17 protein-coding genes are annotated in these 17,283 nt (G+C 68.8%); 9 read left to right on the top strand and 8 right to left on the bottom strand.

The genetic code is table 11. The features are described 5' to 3' along the window. Positions 1 to 54 precede the first annotated feature (54 nt). Positions 55 to 1,071, bottom strand: a complete 1,017-nt coding sequence (locus tag GD429_RS09275; protein WP_152856662.1) for an ABC transporter substrate-binding protein — start codon at positions 1,069 to 1,071, stop codon at positions 55 to 57. 238 nt (positions 1,072 to 1,309) lie between these two features. Here GD429_RS09275 and GD429_RS09280 point away from each other — a divergent pair, with 238 nt between their 5' ends. Beyond that, on the top strand, positions 1,310 to 1,975 hold the full coding sequence (locus GD429_RS09280) for a response regulator transcription factor (protein WP_152856663.1): 666 nt from the start codon (positions 1,310 to 1,312) through the stop codon (positions 1,973 to 1,975). Next, positions 1,962 to 3,383, top strand: a complete 1,422-nt coding sequence (locus tag GD429_RS09285) for a sensor histidine kinase (RefSeq protein ID WP_152856664.1) — start codon at positions 1,962 to 1,964, stop codon at positions 3,381 to 3,383. The genes GD429_RS09280 and GD429_RS09285 overlap by 14 nt, the downstream gene beginning before the upstream one ends. Before the next feature lie 191 nt (positions 3,384 to 3,574). Here the strand turns inward: GD429_RS09285 and GD429_RS09290 are convergent, their stop codons facing one another. The 5 genes from GD429_RS09290 to GD429_RS40355 are packed head-to-tail and all read right to left on the bottom strand — an operon-like array spanning position 3,575 to position 8,408. Next, positions 3,575 to 4,339, bottom strand: a complete 765-nt coding sequence (locus GD429_RS09290; RefSeq protein WP_152856665.1) for an ABC transporter ATP-binding protein — start codon at positions 4,337 to 4,339, stop codon at positions 3,575 to 3,577. Continuing rightward, entirely contained in the window at positions 4,336 to 5,193 is an 858-nt protein-coding gene (locus GD429_RS09295; RefSeq protein ID WP_096475072.1) for an ABC transporter ATP-binding protein, read from the bottom strand. The genes GD429_RS09290 and GD429_RS09295 overlap by 4 nt, the downstream gene beginning before the upstream one ends. An 11-nt stretch (positions 5,194 to 5,204) precedes the next feature. Next, complete coding sequence (locus tag GD429_RS09300) at positions 5,205 to 6,881, bottom strand: ABC transporter permease (RefSeq protein WP_152856753.1); 1,677 nt, start codon at positions 6,879 to 6,881, stop codon at positions 5,205 to 5,207. A gap of 38 nt (positions 6,882 to 6,919) precedes the next feature. Next, positions 6,920 to 8,113: an ABC transporter substrate-binding protein gene (locus GD429_RS09305; RefSeq protein WP_152856666.1), complete on the bottom strand. Its 1,194-nt coding sequence runs from the start codon at positions 8,111 to 8,113 to the stop codon at positions 6,920 to 6,922. 13 nt (positions 8,114 to 8,126) lie between these two features. Continuing rightward, a complete protein-coding gene (locus GD429_RS40355; RefSeq protein ID WP_193727083.1) occupies positions 8,127 to 8,408 on the bottom strand; it encodes a hypothetical protein in 282 nt (93 codons plus the stop codon). A 60-nt stretch (positions 8,409 to 8,468) separates the two neighbouring features. Between GD429_RS40355 and GD429_RS09310 the strand changes: the two genes are divergently transcribed. From GD429_RS09310 to GD429_RS09325, 4 genes are read left to right on the top strand one after another with little or no spacing between them, the layout of a single operon-like run. Continuing rightward, complete coding sequence (locus tag GD429_RS09310; protein WP_152856667.1) at positions 8,469 to 9,482, top strand: LysR family transcriptional regulator; 1,014 nt, start codon at positions 8,469 to 8,471, stop codon at positions 9,480 to 9,482. Continuing rightward, positions 9,479 to 10,903 (top strand): NAD(P)-binding domain-containing protein, encoded by a 1,425-nt coding sequence (locus GD429_RS09315; RefSeq protein WP_152856668.1) that lies wholly within the window; start codon positions 9,479 to 9,481, stop codon positions 10,901 to 10,903. The genes GD429_RS09310 and GD429_RS09315 overlap by 4 nt, the downstream gene beginning before the upstream one ends. 45 nt (positions 10,904 to 10,948) lie before the next feature. Further along, the gene (locus GD429_RS09320) at positions 10,949 to 11,479 is read left to right on the top strand and encodes a CMD domain-containing protein (protein ID WP_152856669.1); all 531 of its coding nucleotides are present in this window, start codon (positions 10,949 to 10,951) and stop codon (positions 11,477 to 11,479) included. Next, entirely contained in the window at positions 11,476 to 12,069 is a 594-nt protein-coding gene (locus GD429_RS09325) for a peroxidase-related enzyme (protein WP_152856670.1), read from the top strand. Before GD429_RS09320 ends, GD429_RS09325 begins: the two co-directional genes overlap by 4 nt. Before the next feature lie 150 nt (positions 12,070 to 12,219). On the opposite strand, the gene GD429_RS09330 is transcribed toward GD429_RS09325, so the two are convergent. Continuing rightward, complete coding sequence (locus tag GD429_RS09330; protein ID WP_152856671.1) at positions 12,220 to 13,071, bottom strand: NmrA family NAD(P)-binding protein; 852 nt, start codon at positions 13,069 to 13,071, stop codon at positions 12,220 to 12,222. A gap of 255 nt (positions 13,072 to 13,326) precedes the next feature. On the opposite strand from GD429_RS09330, the gene GD429_RS09335 reads away from it, so the two are divergent. Then, positions 13,327 to 14,250 (top strand): LysR family transcriptional regulator, encoded by a 924-nt coding sequence (locus GD429_RS09335; protein ID WP_152856672.1) that lies wholly within the window; start codon positions 13,327 to 13,329, stop codon positions 14,248 to 14,250. A gap of 73 nt (positions 14,251 to 14,323) precedes the next feature. On the opposite strand, the gene GD429_RS09340 is transcribed toward GD429_RS09335, so the two are convergent. After that, the gene (locus tag GD429_RS09340; RefSeq protein ID WP_006753967.1) at positions 14,324 to 14,755 is read right to left on the bottom strand and encodes an Lrp/AsnC family transcriptional regulator; all 432 of its coding nucleotides are present in this window, start codon (positions 14,753 to 14,755) and stop codon (positions 14,324 to 14,326) included. 295 nt (positions 14,756 to 15,050) lie between these two features. Between GD429_RS09340 and GD429_RS09345 the strand changes: the two genes are divergently transcribed. Together GD429_RS09345 and ctlX are read left to right on the top strand one after the other, a co-directional pair. After that, on the top strand, positions 15,051 to 16,130 hold the full coding sequence (locus GD429_RS09345) for an ornithine cyclodeaminase (protein WP_152856673.1): 1,080 nt from the start codon (positions 15,051 to 15,053) through the stop codon (positions 16,128 to 16,130). 59 nt (positions 16,131 to 16,189) lie between these two features. Continuing rightward, on the top strand, positions 16,190 to 17,191 hold the full coding sequence (ctlX, locus tag GD429_RS09350; protein WP_227791600.1) for a citrulline utilization hydrolase CtlX: 1,002 nt from the start codon (positions 16,190 to 16,192) through the stop codon (positions 17,189 to 17,191). Positions 17,192 to 17,283 lie beyond the last annotated feature (92 nt).

Raw genomic sequence — 17,283 nt, forward strand, 5'->3', positions numbered from 1 at the left:
GGCGCGGGCGCGGGGGTGTTTCGGTGTATGTCGCCTGTCGGCCGTCGCCGGCGCTCAGCCCGACCGGTAGTCGTCGAGCATCGGCGCGAACATCTCGTGCCATGCGCGCGGCTTCGCCTTGATCGTGCCGGCCAGGTACAGGAATTCGACGTAGTCCATCAGCTGGTTCGGTCGCACCGAGAAGCGCGTGTCCGGCGCGGCGAGCATCCGCATCACGTCGTCGTGCGACACGCCGACGCCCGACGACGCCGCATAAAGCGCGGCCGCGGCGCGCGGGTCCTGCGCGATCAGGCGGTTCGCCTCGTCGAGCGCGCCGATAAACGCGACGGCCAGCGCGGGCTCCGTATCGACGAGCCGCTTCGGCGCGAACACGACGTCGAGCGTCAGCGGGCCGAGCACGTCGACCGAGCTCACGACGCAGTGGATGCCCGCCTGCCGCAACTCGAGCGTCGAGAACGGCGGCGACGTGAAGTGCGCGGTGACGCCGTTCTCGCGGCGGATCAGCGCCTGCATCGCCTGCGGATGCGGCAAGTTCACGGTGATCGAATCGAGCTGCGCGAAATGCTTCGGACCGAGCTGCCGGCTCGCGACCATCTGCAGCACGACGGCCGACAACGACGTGCGGATGCCGGGCACCGCAATGCGGTCGGACGACGTGAAGTCGCGCAGCGACATGAGGCCCGGACGGTTCGCGTTCAGCGACAGCGACGTGGTCGACAGCCCGCTGATGCCGATCACCTCGACGTTCGGAATGCCGCGCGCCCGCGCCCACAGCTCGATGAAGCCCGGCGCGCCGGCGCCCGCGAAATCGAGCGTGCCGGCCATCATCGCGTCGTTGACGGAATTGCCGCCGTCGAGCAGCACCCAGTCGACCGCGACGTCGCGCACGCCGTGCCGTGCCGCGTGCCGCTCGAACAACCGCTGCTTCTCCATCACGAGCAGCGGCAGGTACAGCACGCCATAACCTTTCGAGATCCGCACGGTGCGCGGCTTCGCGCGCACGAGCGACGGCGCGGCGAGCACGCCGAGCCCGGCGGCGATCAATGCGCGGCGGCGCGGCGACGTGGTCATGCGCGCGCCGCCGTGCGACGGTCGGCAAACGGCCACGCGAGGGTCGGCGGCGCGCTGCGCCGCGCGTGCGTCGTGCCCGTGACTTGCTGCATGTTGCCGTCTCCTTGAATATTTCTGGTATTAATGCCGTCCTTGCGTGCTTCTTCCGGCTCGACACAGGTTATCGACCGAGTCTGAGAAAATGCTGACATCCCGGCCTCGGGAAAACCCCTAATCCATCCACCTGCAAAACGGCACCATGCGCATTCTCGTCGTGGAGGACGATGCCGAAATCGGCGCGGCGATCCACAGCCGCCTGGCGCGGCTCGGCCACGCGGTCGATCTCGAAACCGACGGCGCGACCGCGAACGGGCTGCTGCGCGTCGAGCGCTTCGACCTCGTCGTGCTCGACGCGAACCTGCCCGGCATGGACGGTTTCGCGGTATTGCGCCACCTGCGCGCGTCGGGCAGCACGACGCCCGTGCTGCTCGTCACCGCGCGCTCGGCGATCGACGACCGCGTGAGCGGCCTCGGCCTCGGCGCCGACGACTATCTGGTGAAGCCGTTCGACTACCGCGAACTCGATGCGCGCGTGCAGGCGCTCCTGCGCCGCAACAGCGGCCATGCGAACGACGTGCTGACGCTCGGCGGCCTCGTGATCGATCGCAGCAGCCGCCTCGCGGAACTCGACGGCCAGCCGCTGTCGCTGTCGCGCCAGGAATTCGCGCTGCTCGAAATCCTCGCGAGCCGACCGCAGCGCATCTTCTCGAAGGAAGAACTGCTGAACCAGTTGTTCAGCTTCGGCAACGAGCCGACCGCGAACGCGGTCGAGCAGTACGTGACGCGGGTGCGCAGGAAGCTGCAGGGCAGCTCGGTCGAGATTCGCACCGCGCGCGGGATGGGGTATCAGATTGCCGCGCATTGACTGGTTCCCGAAGACGCTGTTCGGACGCACGCTGCTGTTCATCGCGCTCGTCGTCGCGACCGGCGCACTCGCACTCGCGGCGATCGCGCGCTACTACGCGGGTGTCGCGGCCGAACGCGCGTACGACCAGTTGCTCGCCGGCGCGTCGATCCAGGTCGCTGAGAACCTCTACGTGCAAGGCGGCGTGCTTGCACTGAATCCGCCGGTGGCTGCGCTGTCGACGCTGTCGCGCTACGACCTCGTCTACTACAAGGTCGTCGATTCGCGCGGCATCGTCGTGGCCGGCTACAACGATCTCGCGAGCCCCGCGACACTCGCCGCCGCGAAACAGGGCCCCGCGTTCGCGAATGCCGTCTACCAGGGGCACCGGATCCGCACCGCGACCATTGCGCGCTACATGCCCGAGGAAAGCACGCCGGGCTGGGCGCTCGTGACCGTTGCGCAAACCACCAACGCGCGCCAGCAGCTCGCGAACGACATGAGCATCAAGGTGTGGACGCTGATCCTGCTGATGAGCGTGCTCGCGATCGGCGCGAGCGGCCTCGCGATCCGGCGCGGCCTGCGCCCGCTCGCGCAGATCGGCACGATCATCGCCGCGCGCGACCCGGCCGACCTGCGGCCGGTGGCCGTCGACACGCCGAGCGAAATCGACGCGATCATCGGGTCGATCAACGGGTTGATACGCCGCCTCGCCGAACGCATCAACGCGATGCAGCGCTTCATCGCCGATGCCGCGCACCAGATGCGCACGCCGCTCGCGCGGCTCGATGCGCAGATCGAACTGCTCGACGGCGAAGCCGATCCCGCGCGCCACGCGGCACGCCTCGACGCGCTGCGCGCGACTTCCGCGGATGTCGGCCGCCTGACCGGCCAGCTGCTCAATCACGCGATGGTGATCCATCGCACCGAGGCCGTGCCGCTGCAACCCGTCGAACTCGTCGCGCTCGCGAAGGGCGTGCTCGGCCGCGCGATTCCGCTCGCGGGCGAGCGCGACGTGGCCGTCGCGTTCGCGAGCGACGCGCCGCTCGCTTGGATCGACGGCGATGCGATCAGCCTGCAGGAAGCGCTGTCGAACGTGCTGCACAACGCGCTGCTGCACGGTCATGCGGACGACATCGTCGTATCGGTCGCGACCACGGGCAACGTCGACGGCGCGGTCACGCTGACCGTCACCGACAACGGCCGCGGAATTCCGCGCGAGCACTGGGACGCCGCCTTGCAGCCGTTCGTGCGAATCGCACCGGACGGCAGCGAGCGGCGCACCGGGTCGGGCCTCGGGCTCGCGATCGTGCAGGAAGTGATGAAGGCGCACGGCGGGCGCGTCGGGTTCGCGTTTCCCGACGCGGGCGGGTTCGCGGTGGTGCTGACGTTTCCGCGGGCGGCGGGGAGGGGTGCGGATGAAGCGTAGGCCAGTGGAATCGGGCGTGTGGTCAATCAAATGCGGGTGAGCCGCAGCCGTCAATCGTCGCTATCGTCGGCGGCATCAGCGGCGCTGCGCTTCCATCGCGGTGATGGCGACTGAGCGACAATCTGCCCGACATTTCGGAATGCATCGCAATTTTTAGCGATGCACACCGGTGGCGCCATGAGCCACGTCGACTACATCGCCACCGCCTCGCCGCCCAGATACGCATCGCGCACGCGCTCATCGTCGAGCAGCGCCTTCGCGGGCCCTTCGAGCACGACGCGCCCGGTCTGCAGCACATACCCGTAATGCGCGATCTCCAGTGCGAGGCTCGCGTTCTGCTCGACCATGAACACCGTCACGCCCTGCCGGTTGATCGCGTCGATCAGTTCGAGCACCTTGTCGACGTAAAGCGGCGACAGCCCCATCGTCGGTTCGTCCATGCAGATCAGTTTCGGCCGCGCCATCAGCGCACGCGCCATCGCGAGCATCTGCTGCTCGCCGCCCGACAGCGTGCCCGCGCGCTGCGCGAGCCGCTCCCTCACGCGCGGAAACAGGTCGAGCACGCGCACGTAATCCTCCGCCACCGCCGTGCGGTCGCCGCGCGTATACGCCCCCATCAGCAGGTTCTCGCGCACGCTCATGTCGCCGAACAGCCGCCGCGCCTCGGGCACGGCCGCGATCCCTCGCCGCACGCGCTGCGGCGTCGCGAGCGCCGTCACGTCGTCGCCGTCGAAACGCACGACACCGCGGCGCGGCCGCATCAGCCCGAGAATCAGCTTCATCGTCGTCGACTTGCCGCTCGCATTGCCGCCGAGCAGGCTGACGATCTGCCCGCGGCCGACTTCGAAGTTCACGTCGAAATGCACCTGCACCGGCCCGTAGAACGTGTCGAGGTGTTCCAGTTTCAGCAGCGCGTCGGTCATGGTCGTATCCGGTCCGGAGGAAAGCGTGTTCATGCGGCCGCCTGCGTCGTGCGCTCCGCGGCAGCACCGCCCGCATGACGCCGGCCGAGGTACGCCTCGATCACGCGCGGATCGTGCCGCACGTCGCGCGGCGCGCCTTCGGCGATCTTCACGCCGTTGTCGAGCACCATCACGCGATCGGACACGCGCATCACGAGTTCGAGCTTGTGCTCGATCAGCAGGATCGTCAGGCCGCGCGCCTTCAGCGACTGGATCAATTGCAGCATCTCGGCCGTTTCCGTCTCGTTCATCCCCGCCGTCGGTTCGTCGAGCAGCAGCAGGCGCGGATGCAGCGCGAGCGCGCGGCCGATCTCCACGCGCCGCCGGTTCGCGTACGACAGGCTGTGCGCCGGATGATCGATGCGCGGCGTGAGCCGTTCGCCGAACCCGGCGACGATCGCGCGCGCTTCTTCGCGCAGCGCCGCTTCCTCGCGCCGCACCGACGCGGGCCGCACGAGCGCGCGCAGCACTTCGGCCGCCGCGCCGAGCGCGGGCCAGCCGGGCCGTGCCGCGCGCAGCCGCGCATGCGCGCCGATCAACACGTTGTCGAGCACGCTCAGGTTGCCGAACACGCGGCCGTGCTGGAACGTGCGCGCGATGCCGAGCGCCGCGAGCCGCTCGGGCGCCGTGCCCGTGATGTCGCGGCCGTCGAACGTCACGCGCCCGGCATCGGGCCGGTCGGCGCCCGCGATCAGGTTGAACAGCGTGGACTTGCCGGCACCGTTCGGCCCGATCACGCTCAGCAGTTCGCCGTCGGCAAGCGTCAGGCTTGCGCCGTCGAGCGCGGTCACGCCATCGAAGCGGCGCGTCAAACCCTGCACGTCGAGCAAGGGTCGGGTGGTGGTCATCGCATTCCTCCTCACACCGTGCCGAGCAGGCCCTGCGGCCGGAACCGGACGAGCAGCAGCAGCACGACGCCGTAGATCAGCATCCGGTAGTCGGCCGCCCAGCGGAACAGCTCGGGCAGCCCGATCAGCGCAACCGCGCCGGCGATGCCGCCGAGCACGTTGCCGAGCCCGCCGAGGATCACCATCGTCAGCGCGAGGATCGACACCTGCGAATCGAAGGTCTGGTGATTGATGTAGCTGTACAGGTGCGCGGCGATGCCGCCGCTCACGCCTGCCGCGACGCCGCCGACCGCGAACGCGATCGCCTTGTAGCGATTCGGCGCGATGCCGTGCGCGCGTGCCGCAATGTCGTCCTCGCGCACCGCGCGCAGCGTGCGGCCGAGATGCGAGCGCAGCAGCCGCACCTGCACGAGCGCGAACAAGACGAGCACCGCGAACGTGAACCAGTACGCGGCGCGCGCGGTCGTTGCCCACGGCAGCGGCGCGATGCCGGTGATGCCGAGCGGGCCGCGCGTGAGGCCGTCCCAGTTCAGGATCACGAGACTCACCACTTCGCCGATGCCGAGCGTCGCGATCGACACGTAGTGCCCGCGCAGCCGGAACGCCGGATAGACGAGCAGCGTGCCGAGCACGGCCGTGATCGCGCCCGCGCACGGAATCGTCACGGCCGGCGACCAGCCGAGATCCGACGAAAGCAGCGCCGACGCATACGCGCCGATCACGAGCAGCGCCGCGTGGCCGAGCGAGATCTGCCCGACCGTGCCCGCGACGAGCGTGAGGCTCAGCGCAAGCAGGCCGTACAACCAGGCGTTGGTCAGCGTCTGCAGCACGTACGGCGACGCGCCGAGCCACGGCAGCACGGCCGCCAGCGCGATCAGCACGACGAGCACCGGGCGCGGCACGCGCACGGCCTTCGCGGCCGCGAGGAAGGTGCCCGTCATCGGTTCGGGCGGCAGCGCGCGGTTCGCGCTGAACAAGCCGTTCGGGCGCCAGACGAGGAACACGATCAGCAGTCCGAACGCGAACAGGTCGCGATAGCTCGTGCCGAACAGCGCGACGCCGTAGCTTTCGACGAGACCGAGCAGCAGGCTGCCCGCGATCGCGCCCGGCACGTTGCCGAGCCCGCCGATCAGCAGCGCGACCACGCCCTTCAGCGTCGCCTGGAAGCCCATCGCCGGATCGATGCTGTTGTAGTACATGCCGACCAGCAGCCCGCTCACGCTGCCGAGCGCGGCCGCCGCGATGCCGATGCCCGCGATCAGCAGGTCGAGCGAGCCGAGCGTCGCGCCGGCGATCCGCAGGTGCCAGTCGGGCAGCGGCGTCGGCACCGCGCGCGGGTCCGCGCCGAATGCGAGCTGCGCGAGCTGGTCGAGAATGAAGCTGATGCCGATCGTCGCGAGCAGCGGCGCGATCCGCGCCGCATGGCGCAGCGGCCGCAGCCCGATCCGCTCGATCGCGATGCCGAGCGCGCCGCAGCCGACGACGACCGCCGCGAGCGCGACCGGCAGCGGCAGCCCGAAGCGCGTCAGGCACAGCCAGCCGATGAACGCGCCGACCATGTAGACCGAGCCGTGCGCGAAGTTGATCAAGTGCGACACGCCGAAGATCAGCGCGAGCCCGACCGCGAGCAGCGCGTAGATATTGCCGACGATGAGGCCGTTGAGCGTGTAGTCGAGCCAGGAAGCCATCACGATGCGTCCGTCACTTGCATGCGGTTGATTCGGAATCAGCGCGCGGCGAGCTGCGGCTTCGCGCCGTCCCACAGCGCCCACTGCCCCTGCTTCACGACGAGATACACGGTGCGCGCGCCCGCGACGCGGCGCGTCTGCGGATCGAAGCGCACCTTGCCGAAGATCACGCTCGGCACGTCGCTCACTTTCGCGAAACCGTCGTGCGCGGCCTGGCGCGTCGTGCCGTAGCGGCGCAGCACCTCGGCCGACAGGATCAGCGCGTCGTATGCGCGCGCAACGAACGAATCGGGATCGGCATGGAATTTCGCGCGATAGCGCTGCACGAACGCCTGCACCTCGGGGCGCGGTTCGGCCGGGAAGAAGTTCGATTCCGTATAGACGCCCTCGACGGCCGCGCCGCCCAGTTCGAGGAATTTCGGCGAATACACGGAGCCGACCGCCGCGATCGGCAGCGTGACGCCCGACGTGCGCGCCTGCCGCACGATCTGCGCGCCGTCCGCGTAGTACGAGATCAGCACGATCGAATCGGGCTTCGATGCGCCGATCCGCACGAGCGTCGAGCGGAAATCCTTCTCCGCCGGCTGGTAGCCCTCGGCCGCGACGACCTGCGCACCGAGCCCGGCCACTGCCTTCGCGAAGATGTCCTTGCTGGTGCGGCCCCAGTCGGTGTTCAGGTACAGCACCGCGATCCGCTTGAAGCCGAGCTCCTTCACCGCGTAGCGCGCGAGCAGCGGCTGCTCCTCGGCCTGGCTCAGCGCGGTGCTCCACAGGTAGTCGCCGCCCTTCGTGAAATCCGGGTGCGAGTTCGTGAAGCCGAACTGGATCAGTTGCCCGCGCTGGTAGATCGGCGACGCGGCCATCGACGTCGCGCTGGAGAAATCGCCGAGCTCGATCGCGATGCGCGGATCGGCGACGAACTTCTGCGCGATCGCCACTGCCTGGCGCGGATCGCTGCGGCTGTCCTGGAAGTCGATCGCGAGCGGCCGGCCGTGAATGCCGCCGCTGCCGTTGATCTCGTCGAGCGCGAGATCGAAGCCGCGCTTCCATTGCTCGCCGTATTGCGCGTCCTGGCCCGTAAGCGGCCCGCTCACGCCGACCACGACCGGCTCGCCCGACACGCCCGCCGCGAGCGCACCGCATGTCGACAAGCCCCATGCGGCAGCGAGCGTCGCCACCGTGCCCAGCACGCGCCGCCATGCGCCGCGTGCGTCGTTCCCCGAAACGTTCATGCCGCCCCCACCTTCAGTCAGTCGAAAAGAGTGAGGGCATGTAACCATCCGGCTCAGGGCGATCCAACGAAGTTTTGCGCATATCGATATCGCGCGCGGCGCGAAGCGGATGACACGCGCGGGCGGCCATTCGCATGCGGCGCATCGTGCTGTGCATCTGCGTGCATCGCATCGCGTTGATTCGATTGCGGTTTCCCGCGCGGCACAGTTTGCAACCGATGCGCATGCACGCACAGCCGGCCGCTGCATCGATCGCACGCTTCGCAGTTTTCGCGCTGTCGATAGCAAAAATCATTATATGAATCGCGCATGCTCGTACTCCTACAATGCGCAAATCGCATCATCGGAACGCGTCATGGAGCTGCATCAACTCGAAGCCTTTTCCGCGGTCATGTCGGCCGGCAGCGTGACCGGCGCGGGCGAACTGCTCGGCCGCTCGCAGCCGGCCGTCACGCGGCAGATCCAGGAGCTCGAAGCCGATCTCGGCTACGCGCTGTTCGACCGGCACGGCCCGCGCGTCACGCCGACGCGGCGCGCGTTCCTGCTGTACGAGGAAGTCGAGCGCTCGCTGGTCGGCCTGCGCGCGATCGAGGCGCGGGCACGCGCGCTCGGAAACGAAACGGCCGAGCCCGTGCGCATCGCGGCGACGCCGTCGCTCGCGGCCACGCTCGTGCCGGCCGCGCTCGCCGCGCTGCCCGACGGCGCGCATGCACCGCACTACCAGTTGCGCAGCGAATCGGCCGAGCACGTCGTGCATGAAGTGCTGGCCGGCACGGCGGATATCGGCGTCGTCACGCTGCCGATGGCGCACGCGGGGCTCGACGTGCACTGGATCGCGCAGACGCCATGCGTCGCCGTGCTGCCCGCCGGCGATCCGCTCGCGGTGAAGCCGCGCATTGCGCTGCGCGATCTCGCGCGCCGCCGCATCGTGACAGTCGCGAACCGGCACCGGCTGCGCCAGCGGATCGATGCGGCATTCGCGGCCGCGCGCGTCGATGCGCGCGTGTTCATCGAAACCAATGCGTCGCTGAATGCGGTGATGGCCGCGCGCGCGGGCATCGGGATCGGCATCGTCGATCCGGCCACGGGCGTCGCGCTGCCGGTGGACGGCGTCGTCGCGCGCCCGCTCGACGTCGACATCCCGTTCGCGTTCGGTGTCGCGACGCCGGCCGGCAAGGCGCGCACCGCGGCCGTCGATGCGTTGCTCGACGCGCTGCACCGCACGACGCGCGCGCTGCTCGACGACGTGACCTTTCACGACGCCGCCGCGCACGACGCGCTGCTGCGGGGCGACCGGCTGCGCAGCGAGCGCGCACCAAACCCGCCTCGCTCGACACGTGCACGCCGCACCCGCCCGGAGGCCGCATGACGACGCAGCTCGACGCACTCGAAGCGCGGCTCGCGCAAGACCTTCGCTGGCTCGACCTGCCCGCGCCGTCGTGGGTGCCGCCGCGCGAGGCCGACGGCACGCGCGTGCTCGACGTCGCGATCGTCGGCGGCGGCATGGCGGGGCTCGCGGCATCCGCCGAACTGCGCCTGCTCGGCATCGACAACCAGTGCGTGATCGACCGCGCACCGGCCGGCTACGAAGGACCATGGGTCACGTTCGCGCGGATGGACACGCTGCGCTCGCCGAAACAGCTCGCGGGCCCCGCGCTCGGCCTGCCCGCGCTGACGTTCCGCGCGTGGTTCGAGGCGCAATACGGCCGCGACGCGTGGGACGCGCTCTACAAGATTCCACGCGCGCAATGGATGGATTACCTGCGCTGGTATCGGCGCGTGCTCGACCTGCAGGTGCGCAACGACACGACGCTCGTCGCGCTGCGCCCGCGCGACGACGGGCTGCTCGCGCTCGACGTGCACGGCAACGGCGAAGCGCAGACGCTGCTCGCGCGGCACGTCGTGCTCGCGACCGGCCGCGACGGCCTCGGCGGCCCGTACGTGCCGCCCGTCGCGCAACGTGCACCGCGCACGCGCTGGGCGCACTCGTCCGAGCCGATCGATTTCGCGGCGCTCGCGGGCAAGCGCGTCGGCGTGGTCGGCGCGGGTGCGTCCGCGTTCGACAATGCGGGCACCGCGCTCGAAGCCGGCGCCGCGCGCGTCGATCTGTTCTTCCGCCGCGCGGACATTCCGCGCATCAACAAGCTGACGGGCATCGGCAGCCCGGGACTCGTGCACGGCTATGCCGATCTCGACGACGAGACGAAGTGGCGCTTCATGCACTACGCATTGACGTCGCAGACGCCGCCGCCGCGCGACAGCGTGCTGCGCGTGTCGCGCCACGAGCACGCGCATTTTCATGCGGGCAGCCCGATCGAGACGCTCGCCGAACGTGAGGACGGCCTCGACGTGACGACGCCGCGCGGGCGCTACACCGTCGACTTCCTGATCTTCGCGACGGGCTTTCATTCGGACTGGACGACGCGCGCGGAATTCGCGTCGTTCGGGCAGCACGTGCGGCGCTGGAAGGATCGCTATCGACCGGAACCGGGTGCATGGCTCGACGAGCTCGCCGAATCGCCCGATCTCGGCCCCGCGTTCGCGTTCCAGGAACGCGAACGCGGCGCATGCCCGGCCGTCACGCAAATCCATTGCTTCAACCACGCGGCGAGCCTTAGCCACGGCAAGCTGTCCGGCGATATCCCGGCCATCAGCGCGGGCGCCAAACGGCTGGCGTGCGGCATCGCAAGCCGGCTGTTCGACACCGACCGCGACCGGCACTACGACGCACTCGTCGCGTATGCGAATGCCGAGCTGCAAGGCGACGAATGGCGCGACGACGACGCATGAGCGCGCATTCATCGATCACATGAACGACGAAGGGAACCCGAAACGATGACTGAATCCATCACGCCGGCCGCTGCGCCGGATACGATCGACGCGGTGGCCGGCCTGCGCGACGGCGATGCCGTGACCGCACTGCGCCGCGCGCGCGACAAGGTGCTGCTCCATACGCGGCTGAGCGAAGCCGCGCTGTTCGATCCGGCGTTGCCCGATCTTTCGTTGGTCGAAAGACTGCATGCGGCACGATACGTCGCGCAGAAATCGAACGTGCAGGTGCTGGCCTCGACGTATCGCACGCGGCTGCTCGATGCGGGCGGCACCGCCGAGGACATCGCGCGCGCCGACGCCGATGCGTTCGATGCGCTTGCCCCGCGCCTTCGCGCGATCCTCGCTCATGCGCGGCTTCTGACACACGCGCCCGCCGATGCGCGCCCTGCCGACCTCGATGCGCTGAAGTCGGCCGGACTCACGACGCCCGCGATCGTCGCGCTGTCGCAGCTCGTTGCGTTCGTCGCGTATCAGTTGCGCGTCGCGGTTGCCGTGCAAGCGCTTCAGGCACGCGTCGCAAAGGAGGCTGCATGACGGCAACCGCGCACGGCTTCACGTCCGCCACACTCGGCTGGCGCGCCTGGCTCGATACGGTATCGCTCGATACCGCGACGCCCGATCAGCTTGCGGTGCTCGAAGCGAGCCACCCGCACGCGAAAACGTCCGACTACTACCTGCTGCTCGTCCACCTGCCCGAAATCCTGCGGCAGCGTTCGGGCGTGTTCAACGCGATCATGTACGGCCCCGGCGGGCTGTCGCGCGCGGAGCGCGAACTCGCCAGCACGGCCGTGTCGCGCGTGAACGGCTGCGTGTATTGCGCGTCGGTGCATGCGCAGCGCTTCGCACAGCTCGCGAAACGCACCGATGCGATCGAGCAGGTGTTCGACGATCCGGCGACGGCCGGCACGACGGCACGCGAACGCGCGATCGTGCGTTACACGATCGCGCTGACCGAACGGCCCGACACGGTCGACGCGGACGACATCGCCGCGCTCGAAGCCGAAGGGCTGACGCATGAGGACATTCTCGATCTGTCGCACGCGATCACGATCTTCGCGTGGGCGAACCGGTTGATGCTGACGCTGGGGGAGCCGGTGTTTCCGGAATCGGCAATCGACGCCTGATACGGCGATGCGCACCCGACCGCATACGCTGCCCGGGTGTCGCCCGACACATCGATCATGCGATGCGTCGACGACGCCCAACGCACGAACCCGACGTGCATCGCGCGTGCCGGCGCGGAGGCCGCCGCACCTGCGCGGCGTCGACTCCGCTCAGCGCCAGCTTCCTGCGTAATCCGCAACGAACCGCTCGAACGCGATCGGCGCCCGTCCGAGCAGCGCCTGCACGTCGGCGCTGACGGCAGCCGCCTCGCCGGCCGCGATCATCCGGTTCAGGCTCATCAGCACATCGATCGACCACGCGTCGGCACCTGCGGCGCGCATCGACGCGATCGCCGCATCGTCCGTCACCGGCACATACTCGACCTTGCGCCCGAGCACCGTGCCGATCCGTGCTGCCACATCGGCGTTCGACAATGCTTCGCCGCCCGTCAGCTCGTAGATCCGGCCGGCATGATCGGCCGGGTGCCGCAGGATCGTCGCATTGACGGCGGCGATGTCGCGCACGTCGACGAACGACACCTTCCCGTCGCCCTGCGGCAGATACAGCGCGCCGTCGCGAATCATGCCCGCGTAGTACGTCACGAAGTTCTGCATGAAGCAGTTGGGCCGCGTGATCGTGTATGCGATGCCCGACTCCATCACGAGCCGGTCGATCTCGCCTTGCACGCGCCCGATCGCGACCGGCGACGCGGCATCGGCGCCCGCGCCGGACGAGCGGACGATATGCGTGACGCCGGCCGCCTTGGCCGCCGCAACCGCATTGCCGGCCAGCGTCACCATGTCGGCCTGCAGCGGCAGCAACAGGAACAGCGTGTCGATGCCCTGGAACGCATGCGCCAGGCTCGCGGCGTCGGCGAGATCCGCGCGGCGCGTTTCGACACCTTCGACCGCCCTGCCGCTGTTCGAGCTGGCGATCACATGCGCGCCGGCCGCCTTCAGTTGCACGACGAGTTCGCGCCCGATGTTCCCGGTCGCGCCGGTCACGAGAATGGTCTGGGACATGATGTATCTCCTGATCGCAAATGGAATTCGCGCCGTATTGCCGGACCGCGACGACCGCCTCGACATGCGAAGCCGCCATGGCTGCCGTGCTGGCGCGCAAGCAGCTCCGCGCCCGTTCGCGTTCGTCGCGGGTAGCTGAACATGCGCCGCCTGTCCGCGGAACACGACCCGACGAACATCATCCTAGTCGCGCCCATTCATGCCGAATAGTCCATAATCTGTCGAATTAATTTCAACGCTTTCGATCGAATCGTCATGAACGATCTGCGTGTGCTGGAAAGCTTTCTCCGGACCGTGGAAGCCGGCAGCTTCTCCGCGGCGGCCAGCCGGCTGGGCGTCACGCCTGCGGCCGTCAGCAAGCATGTCGCGAAACTGGAGCGCAGCCTCGGCGCGCGGCTGTTCCGCCGCACGACGCGCAGCCTCACGCTGACGGAGGCCGGCGAACGGCTGTACGCCGAAACGTCGGCGGCGGCCAACGCGCTGAGCCAGGCGATGGCGACCCTGACCGAGCGCGACGCGCGCCCCGCCGGCACGCTGCGCATCAGCATCGCGCCCGGGTTCGGGCGCCAGTACGTGTTGCCGCTGATGCCGGCGTTTCTCGAACGCTTTCCGGATCTCCGGCTCGACTGGAGCCTCGAGAACCGCCACGTCGATCTGGTGAAGGAAGGCTTCGACGCCGCGATCGGCTCGGGTGTCGAGGACGACGCAAACGTCGTCGCGCGCGAGCTGGTGCCGATCCGGTTGCTGACGGTCGCATCCCCCGCGTATCTGGCGAAGCACGGCGAACCGGCGACGCTCGCCGAGCTGTCGCGCCACGATTGCATCCGGTTGCGCTCAGCGACGACGGGCCGCGTGCGCGACTGGGCGTTCACGGTGAATGGCGAAACGGTGACGGTTCCGATCGACGGACGCGTCGTGCTGACCGATCTCGACGCCATCTGCGATGCGGCCGTGGCAGGCATGGGGCTCGCGCGGCTCGGCGCGCATCATGTGCTGCCGCATCTCGACGAAGGCCGGCTCGTGCGCGTGCTCACGCGCTATCCGGCGATGGGCGGCACGATCTACGTGTACTACGCGCACGCGCGCCTCACGCCACCGAAGGTGCGTGCGTTCGTCGAGTTTCTGACGGAGTCGTTTTCGCGAAGCGACTGGCGGGCGCGCGTCGACACGTTCGGTTGACGGGAATCGACGGGCGCCGGCCAGTCTCGCAAGGGCGCTTCATGCCGACCTCCCGTCGCGGGCCCGGCCCGTGTCACGCCTTGTGCGTCGACAACAAAATACTCGTCTCGGTACTCGCAATCCCGTCGATCAACCGGATCGCGCCGAGCACGCGATCGAAATGCTCGAGCGAATCGGCATGCAATTCGGCGACGAGATCCCAGCGCCCGTTGGTGCTGTGGATCGACGCGACGTTCGGATGCCCGCGCAGCACCTTCACCACTTCCGCGCCGCGATTGCCCTGCACCGCGATCGACATCAGCGCGCGGATCCGGTGCCGTTCGGCCGCCGGCTTGAGCCGCACCGTATAACCGACGATCACGCCGTTTTTCTCCAGCCGCGTCAGCCGGTTCTGCACGGTCGCGCGCGCGACGCGCAATTCCTTCGCCAGCGCGACGACGGGCAGTCGCGCGTTGTCGCGCAGCAGCGCGATGAGCTGCCGGTCGACGTCGTCGAGCGTGATCATGAAGAGGCCTTCTTGTTGAGCGTGAGCCGGCCGCCAGCGTGCCGGAGGCTGCGCATTCCGATCAGCGCAAACCCGACAAACTGCCAGATATGGCTAGCATTTTGCCAAGTCTACCGATAAATCTGCCACTTTTGCTGTCTTTTTGTTGGCTCGACTCCCGGAAATAATGACTCCATCGACCGGCCGAATACGCCGCGCCGCCGCTTTTCAGCAAGCCCGCGCCCGAGCCTAAGCGCCGCCCGGCCGACCGGAATGCCAGGACACCCGTACCGGCAAAGACAATGGAGACAGACCGATGACTCGCTTCCTCGACGTTCCCGCCACCGCCCGCCTGATCGCCAGGACCGGCGTCACGACGTTCCTGCGCGAACTCGTCGACACGCTGCGCGCCGATTACCTGCACTGGGCCGATTTCGACAAGTCGCCGCGCGTCGCGTGCCACTCGCGCGACGGCGTGATCGAGCTGATGCCCGTCGCGAACGCGTCGCTGTTCGCGTTCAAGTACGTAAACGGCCACCCCGTCAACGCGGCGCGCGGAATGCACACGGTGATGGCATTCGGCGCGCTCGCCGAAGTCGATACCGGCTACCCGCTGCTGCTCGCCGAACTCACGCTGACGACCGCGCTGCGCACGGCCGCCACGTCGGTGCTCGCCGCGCAGGTACTCGCACGGCCCGACGCGCGCACGATGGCGCTGATCGGCAACGGCGCGCAAAGCGAATTCCAGGCGATCGCGTTCCATACGCTGCTCGGCATCGACGAAATCCGCGTGTTCGACATCGATCCGCTCGCAACCGACAAGCTCGTGCAGAACCTCGCCGCATACCCTGAATTGCGCGTGGTGCGCGCCGCGTCGACCGCCGACGCCGTGCGCGGCGCCGACATCGTGACGACCGTCACCGCCGACAAGGCGTACGCGACGATCGTCACGGCCGACATGATCGAGCCCGGCATGCACGTGAACGCGGTCGGCGGCGATTGCCCCGGCAAGACCGAGCTCGAAGCAGGCGTGCTGCACGCGGGCCGCGTGTTCGTCGAATTCGAGCCGCAGTCGCGCATCGAGGGCGAGATCCAGCAGATGCCGGCCGACTTCCCCGTCACCGAGCTGTGGCGCGTGCTGCAGCGCGAGACGAGCGGCCGCGAACGCGCGGACGAAGTCACGGTGTTCGACTCGGTCGGCTTCGCGCTCGAGGATTACTCGGCGCTGCGCTATCTGTACGCGCTCGCGCAACAACACAACGCGGGTATCGAGATCGCGCTGATTCCGCCGGCCGTCGACCCGAAGAACCTGTTCGCGCTGATCGACGACCCGGCTGCGATCGCGCAGGGTCACGCGGCATTCGTCACCGAAGCCGTCGCCGCATTCGCGCGCTGACCGTCATCGCCGGGCGGCCTGTGCGCTGCCCGGTTCCCTGCCTTTCGCTCCTGCCTTCCATGAATCTCGTATCGATCCAGGCGCCGGCCGCCGTCGTGATGATCCGGCCGCATCGCTTCCTGCCGAACCCGCAGACCGCGGCCGACAACGCGTTCCAGCGCATGGCCGCCGGCGGCATGGCCGACACGTCGTCGGTGTCCGCCGCCGCGCGCGACGAAGTCACGGCCGCCGCGCAAACGCTCGCCGATGCGGGCGTGCGCGTGCACGTGTTCGACGATCGCGGCGAGCGCGACACGCCCGATTCCGTGTTCCCGAACAACTGGTTCTCGACGCATCCGGGCGGCCACGTCGCGCTGTATCCGATGCACAGCCCGAACCGCCGCCGCGAGCGGCGCGCGGAAATCGTCGAGATGCTGAAGGCCGAGTATCGCGTGCAGGACATGATCGACTATTCGGGTCTCGAATACGACGACGTATTCCTGGAAGGCACGGGCGCGATGGTGCTCGACCACGTCGCGCGGATCGCGTACGCCGCGCGTTCGCGCCGCGCCGATCCGGTCGCGCTCGAACGCTTCTGCACGCACTTCAATTTCGAGCCGATCTGCTTCGATACGGCCGATGCCGACGGGCGCCCGATCTATCACACGAACGTGATGATGAGCGTCGCGACGGAGTTCGCGATGGTCGGCCTCGACCTGATCGCCGACAGCCGGCGCCGCGCCGAGATCGCGCAACGCCTGACCGAAACGGGACGCGCGGTGATCGCGCTCGATCAGTCGCAGATCGCGAACTTCGCGGGCAATACGCTGGAATTGTCAGGAACAAACGGCCGCGTGCTCGCGCTGTCGCGGCGTGCGTTCGATTGCCTCGCACCTGGCCAGCGCGCGACGATCGAGCGCTCCGCGCGGCTGCTGCCGCTCGACGTGCCGACGATCGAACTGGCGGGCGGGTCGGTGCGCTGCATGCTCGCGGGGATTCATCTCGCGCGGCGGGCGACGGCGCCGGATGCGATCGCCGCGGAATCGGCCTCATTGCCGCGCGAGACGACGCCGCAAATCTGACCGGCAGGCTCACAAAGCGCAAACGGCAGCCGATGCGATGCAACGGCAGCCGTTTTCTTGTTCGACGGGGCATTGAATCGACGAGCGTCGGC

Origin of the sequence: Burkholderia sp. BE17, assembly GCF_009362305.1 — a bacterium.
Lineage (GTDB): Bacteria > Pseudomonadota > Gammaproteobacteria > Burkholderiales > Burkholderiaceae > Burkholderia > Burkholderia pyrrocinia_C.

Coding starts and splice junctions, on each gene's coding strand:
- GD429_RS09275 (WP_152856662.1), bottom strand. CDS start 1,071: ATGACCACGTCGCCGCGCCGCCGCGCATTGATCGCCGCCGGGCTCGGC.
- GD429_RS09280 (WP_152856663.1), top strand. CDS start 1,310: ATGCGCATTCTCGTCGTGGAGGACGATGCCGAAATCGGCGCGGCGATC.
- GD429_RS09290 (WP_152856665.1), bottom strand. CDS start 4,339: ATGAACACGCTTTCCTCCGGACCGGATACGACCATGACCGACGCGCTG.
- GD429_RS09295 (WP_096475072.1), bottom strand. CDS start 5,193: ATGACCACCACCCGACCCTTGCTCGACGTGCAGGGTTTGACGCGCCGC.
- GD429_RS09300 (WP_152856753.1), bottom strand. CDS start 6,881: ATGGCTTCCTGGCTCGACTACACGCTCAACGGCCTCATCGTCGGCAAT.
- GD429_RS09305 (WP_152856666.1), bottom strand. CDS start 8,113: ATGAACGTTTCGGGGAACGACGCACGCGGCGCATGGCGGCGCGTGCTG.
- GD429_RS40355 (WP_193727083.1), bottom strand. CDS start 8,408: ATGATTTTTGCTATCGACAGCGCGAAAACTGCGAAGCGTGCGATCGAT.
- GD429_RS09310 (WP_152856667.1), top strand. CDS start 8,469: ATGGAGCTGCATCAACTCGAAGCCTTTTCCGCGGTCATGTCGGCCGGC.
- GD429_RS09315 (WP_152856668.1), top strand. CDS start 9,479: ATGACGACGCAGCTCGACGCACTCGAAGCGCGGCTCGCGCAAGACCTT.
- GD429_RS09320 (WP_152856669.1), top strand. CDS start 10,949: ATGACTGAATCCATCACGCCGGCCGCTGCGCCGGATACGATCGACGCG.
- GD429_RS09325 (WP_152856670.1), top strand. CDS start 11,476: ATGACGGCAACCGCGCACGGCTTCACGTCCGCCACACTCGGCTGGCGC.
- GD429_RS09330 (WP_152856671.1), bottom strand. CDS start 13,071: ATGTCCCAGACCATTCTCGTGACCGGCGCGACCGGGAACATCGGGCGC.
- GD429_RS09335 (WP_152856672.1), top strand. CDS start 13,327: ATGAACGATCTGCGTGTGCTGGAAAGCTTTCTCCGGACCGTGGAAGCC.
- GD429_RS09340 (WP_006753967.1), bottom strand. CDS start 14,755: ATGATCACGCTCGACGACGTCGACCGGCAGCTCATCGCGCTGCTGCGC.
- GD429_RS09345 (WP_152856673.1), top strand. CDS start 15,051: ATGACTCGCTTCCTCGACGTTCCCGCCACCGCCCGCCTGATCGCCAGG.
- ctlX (WP_227791600.1), top strand. CDS start 16,190: ATGAATCTCGTATCGATCCAGGCGCCGGCCGCCGTCGTGATGATCCGG.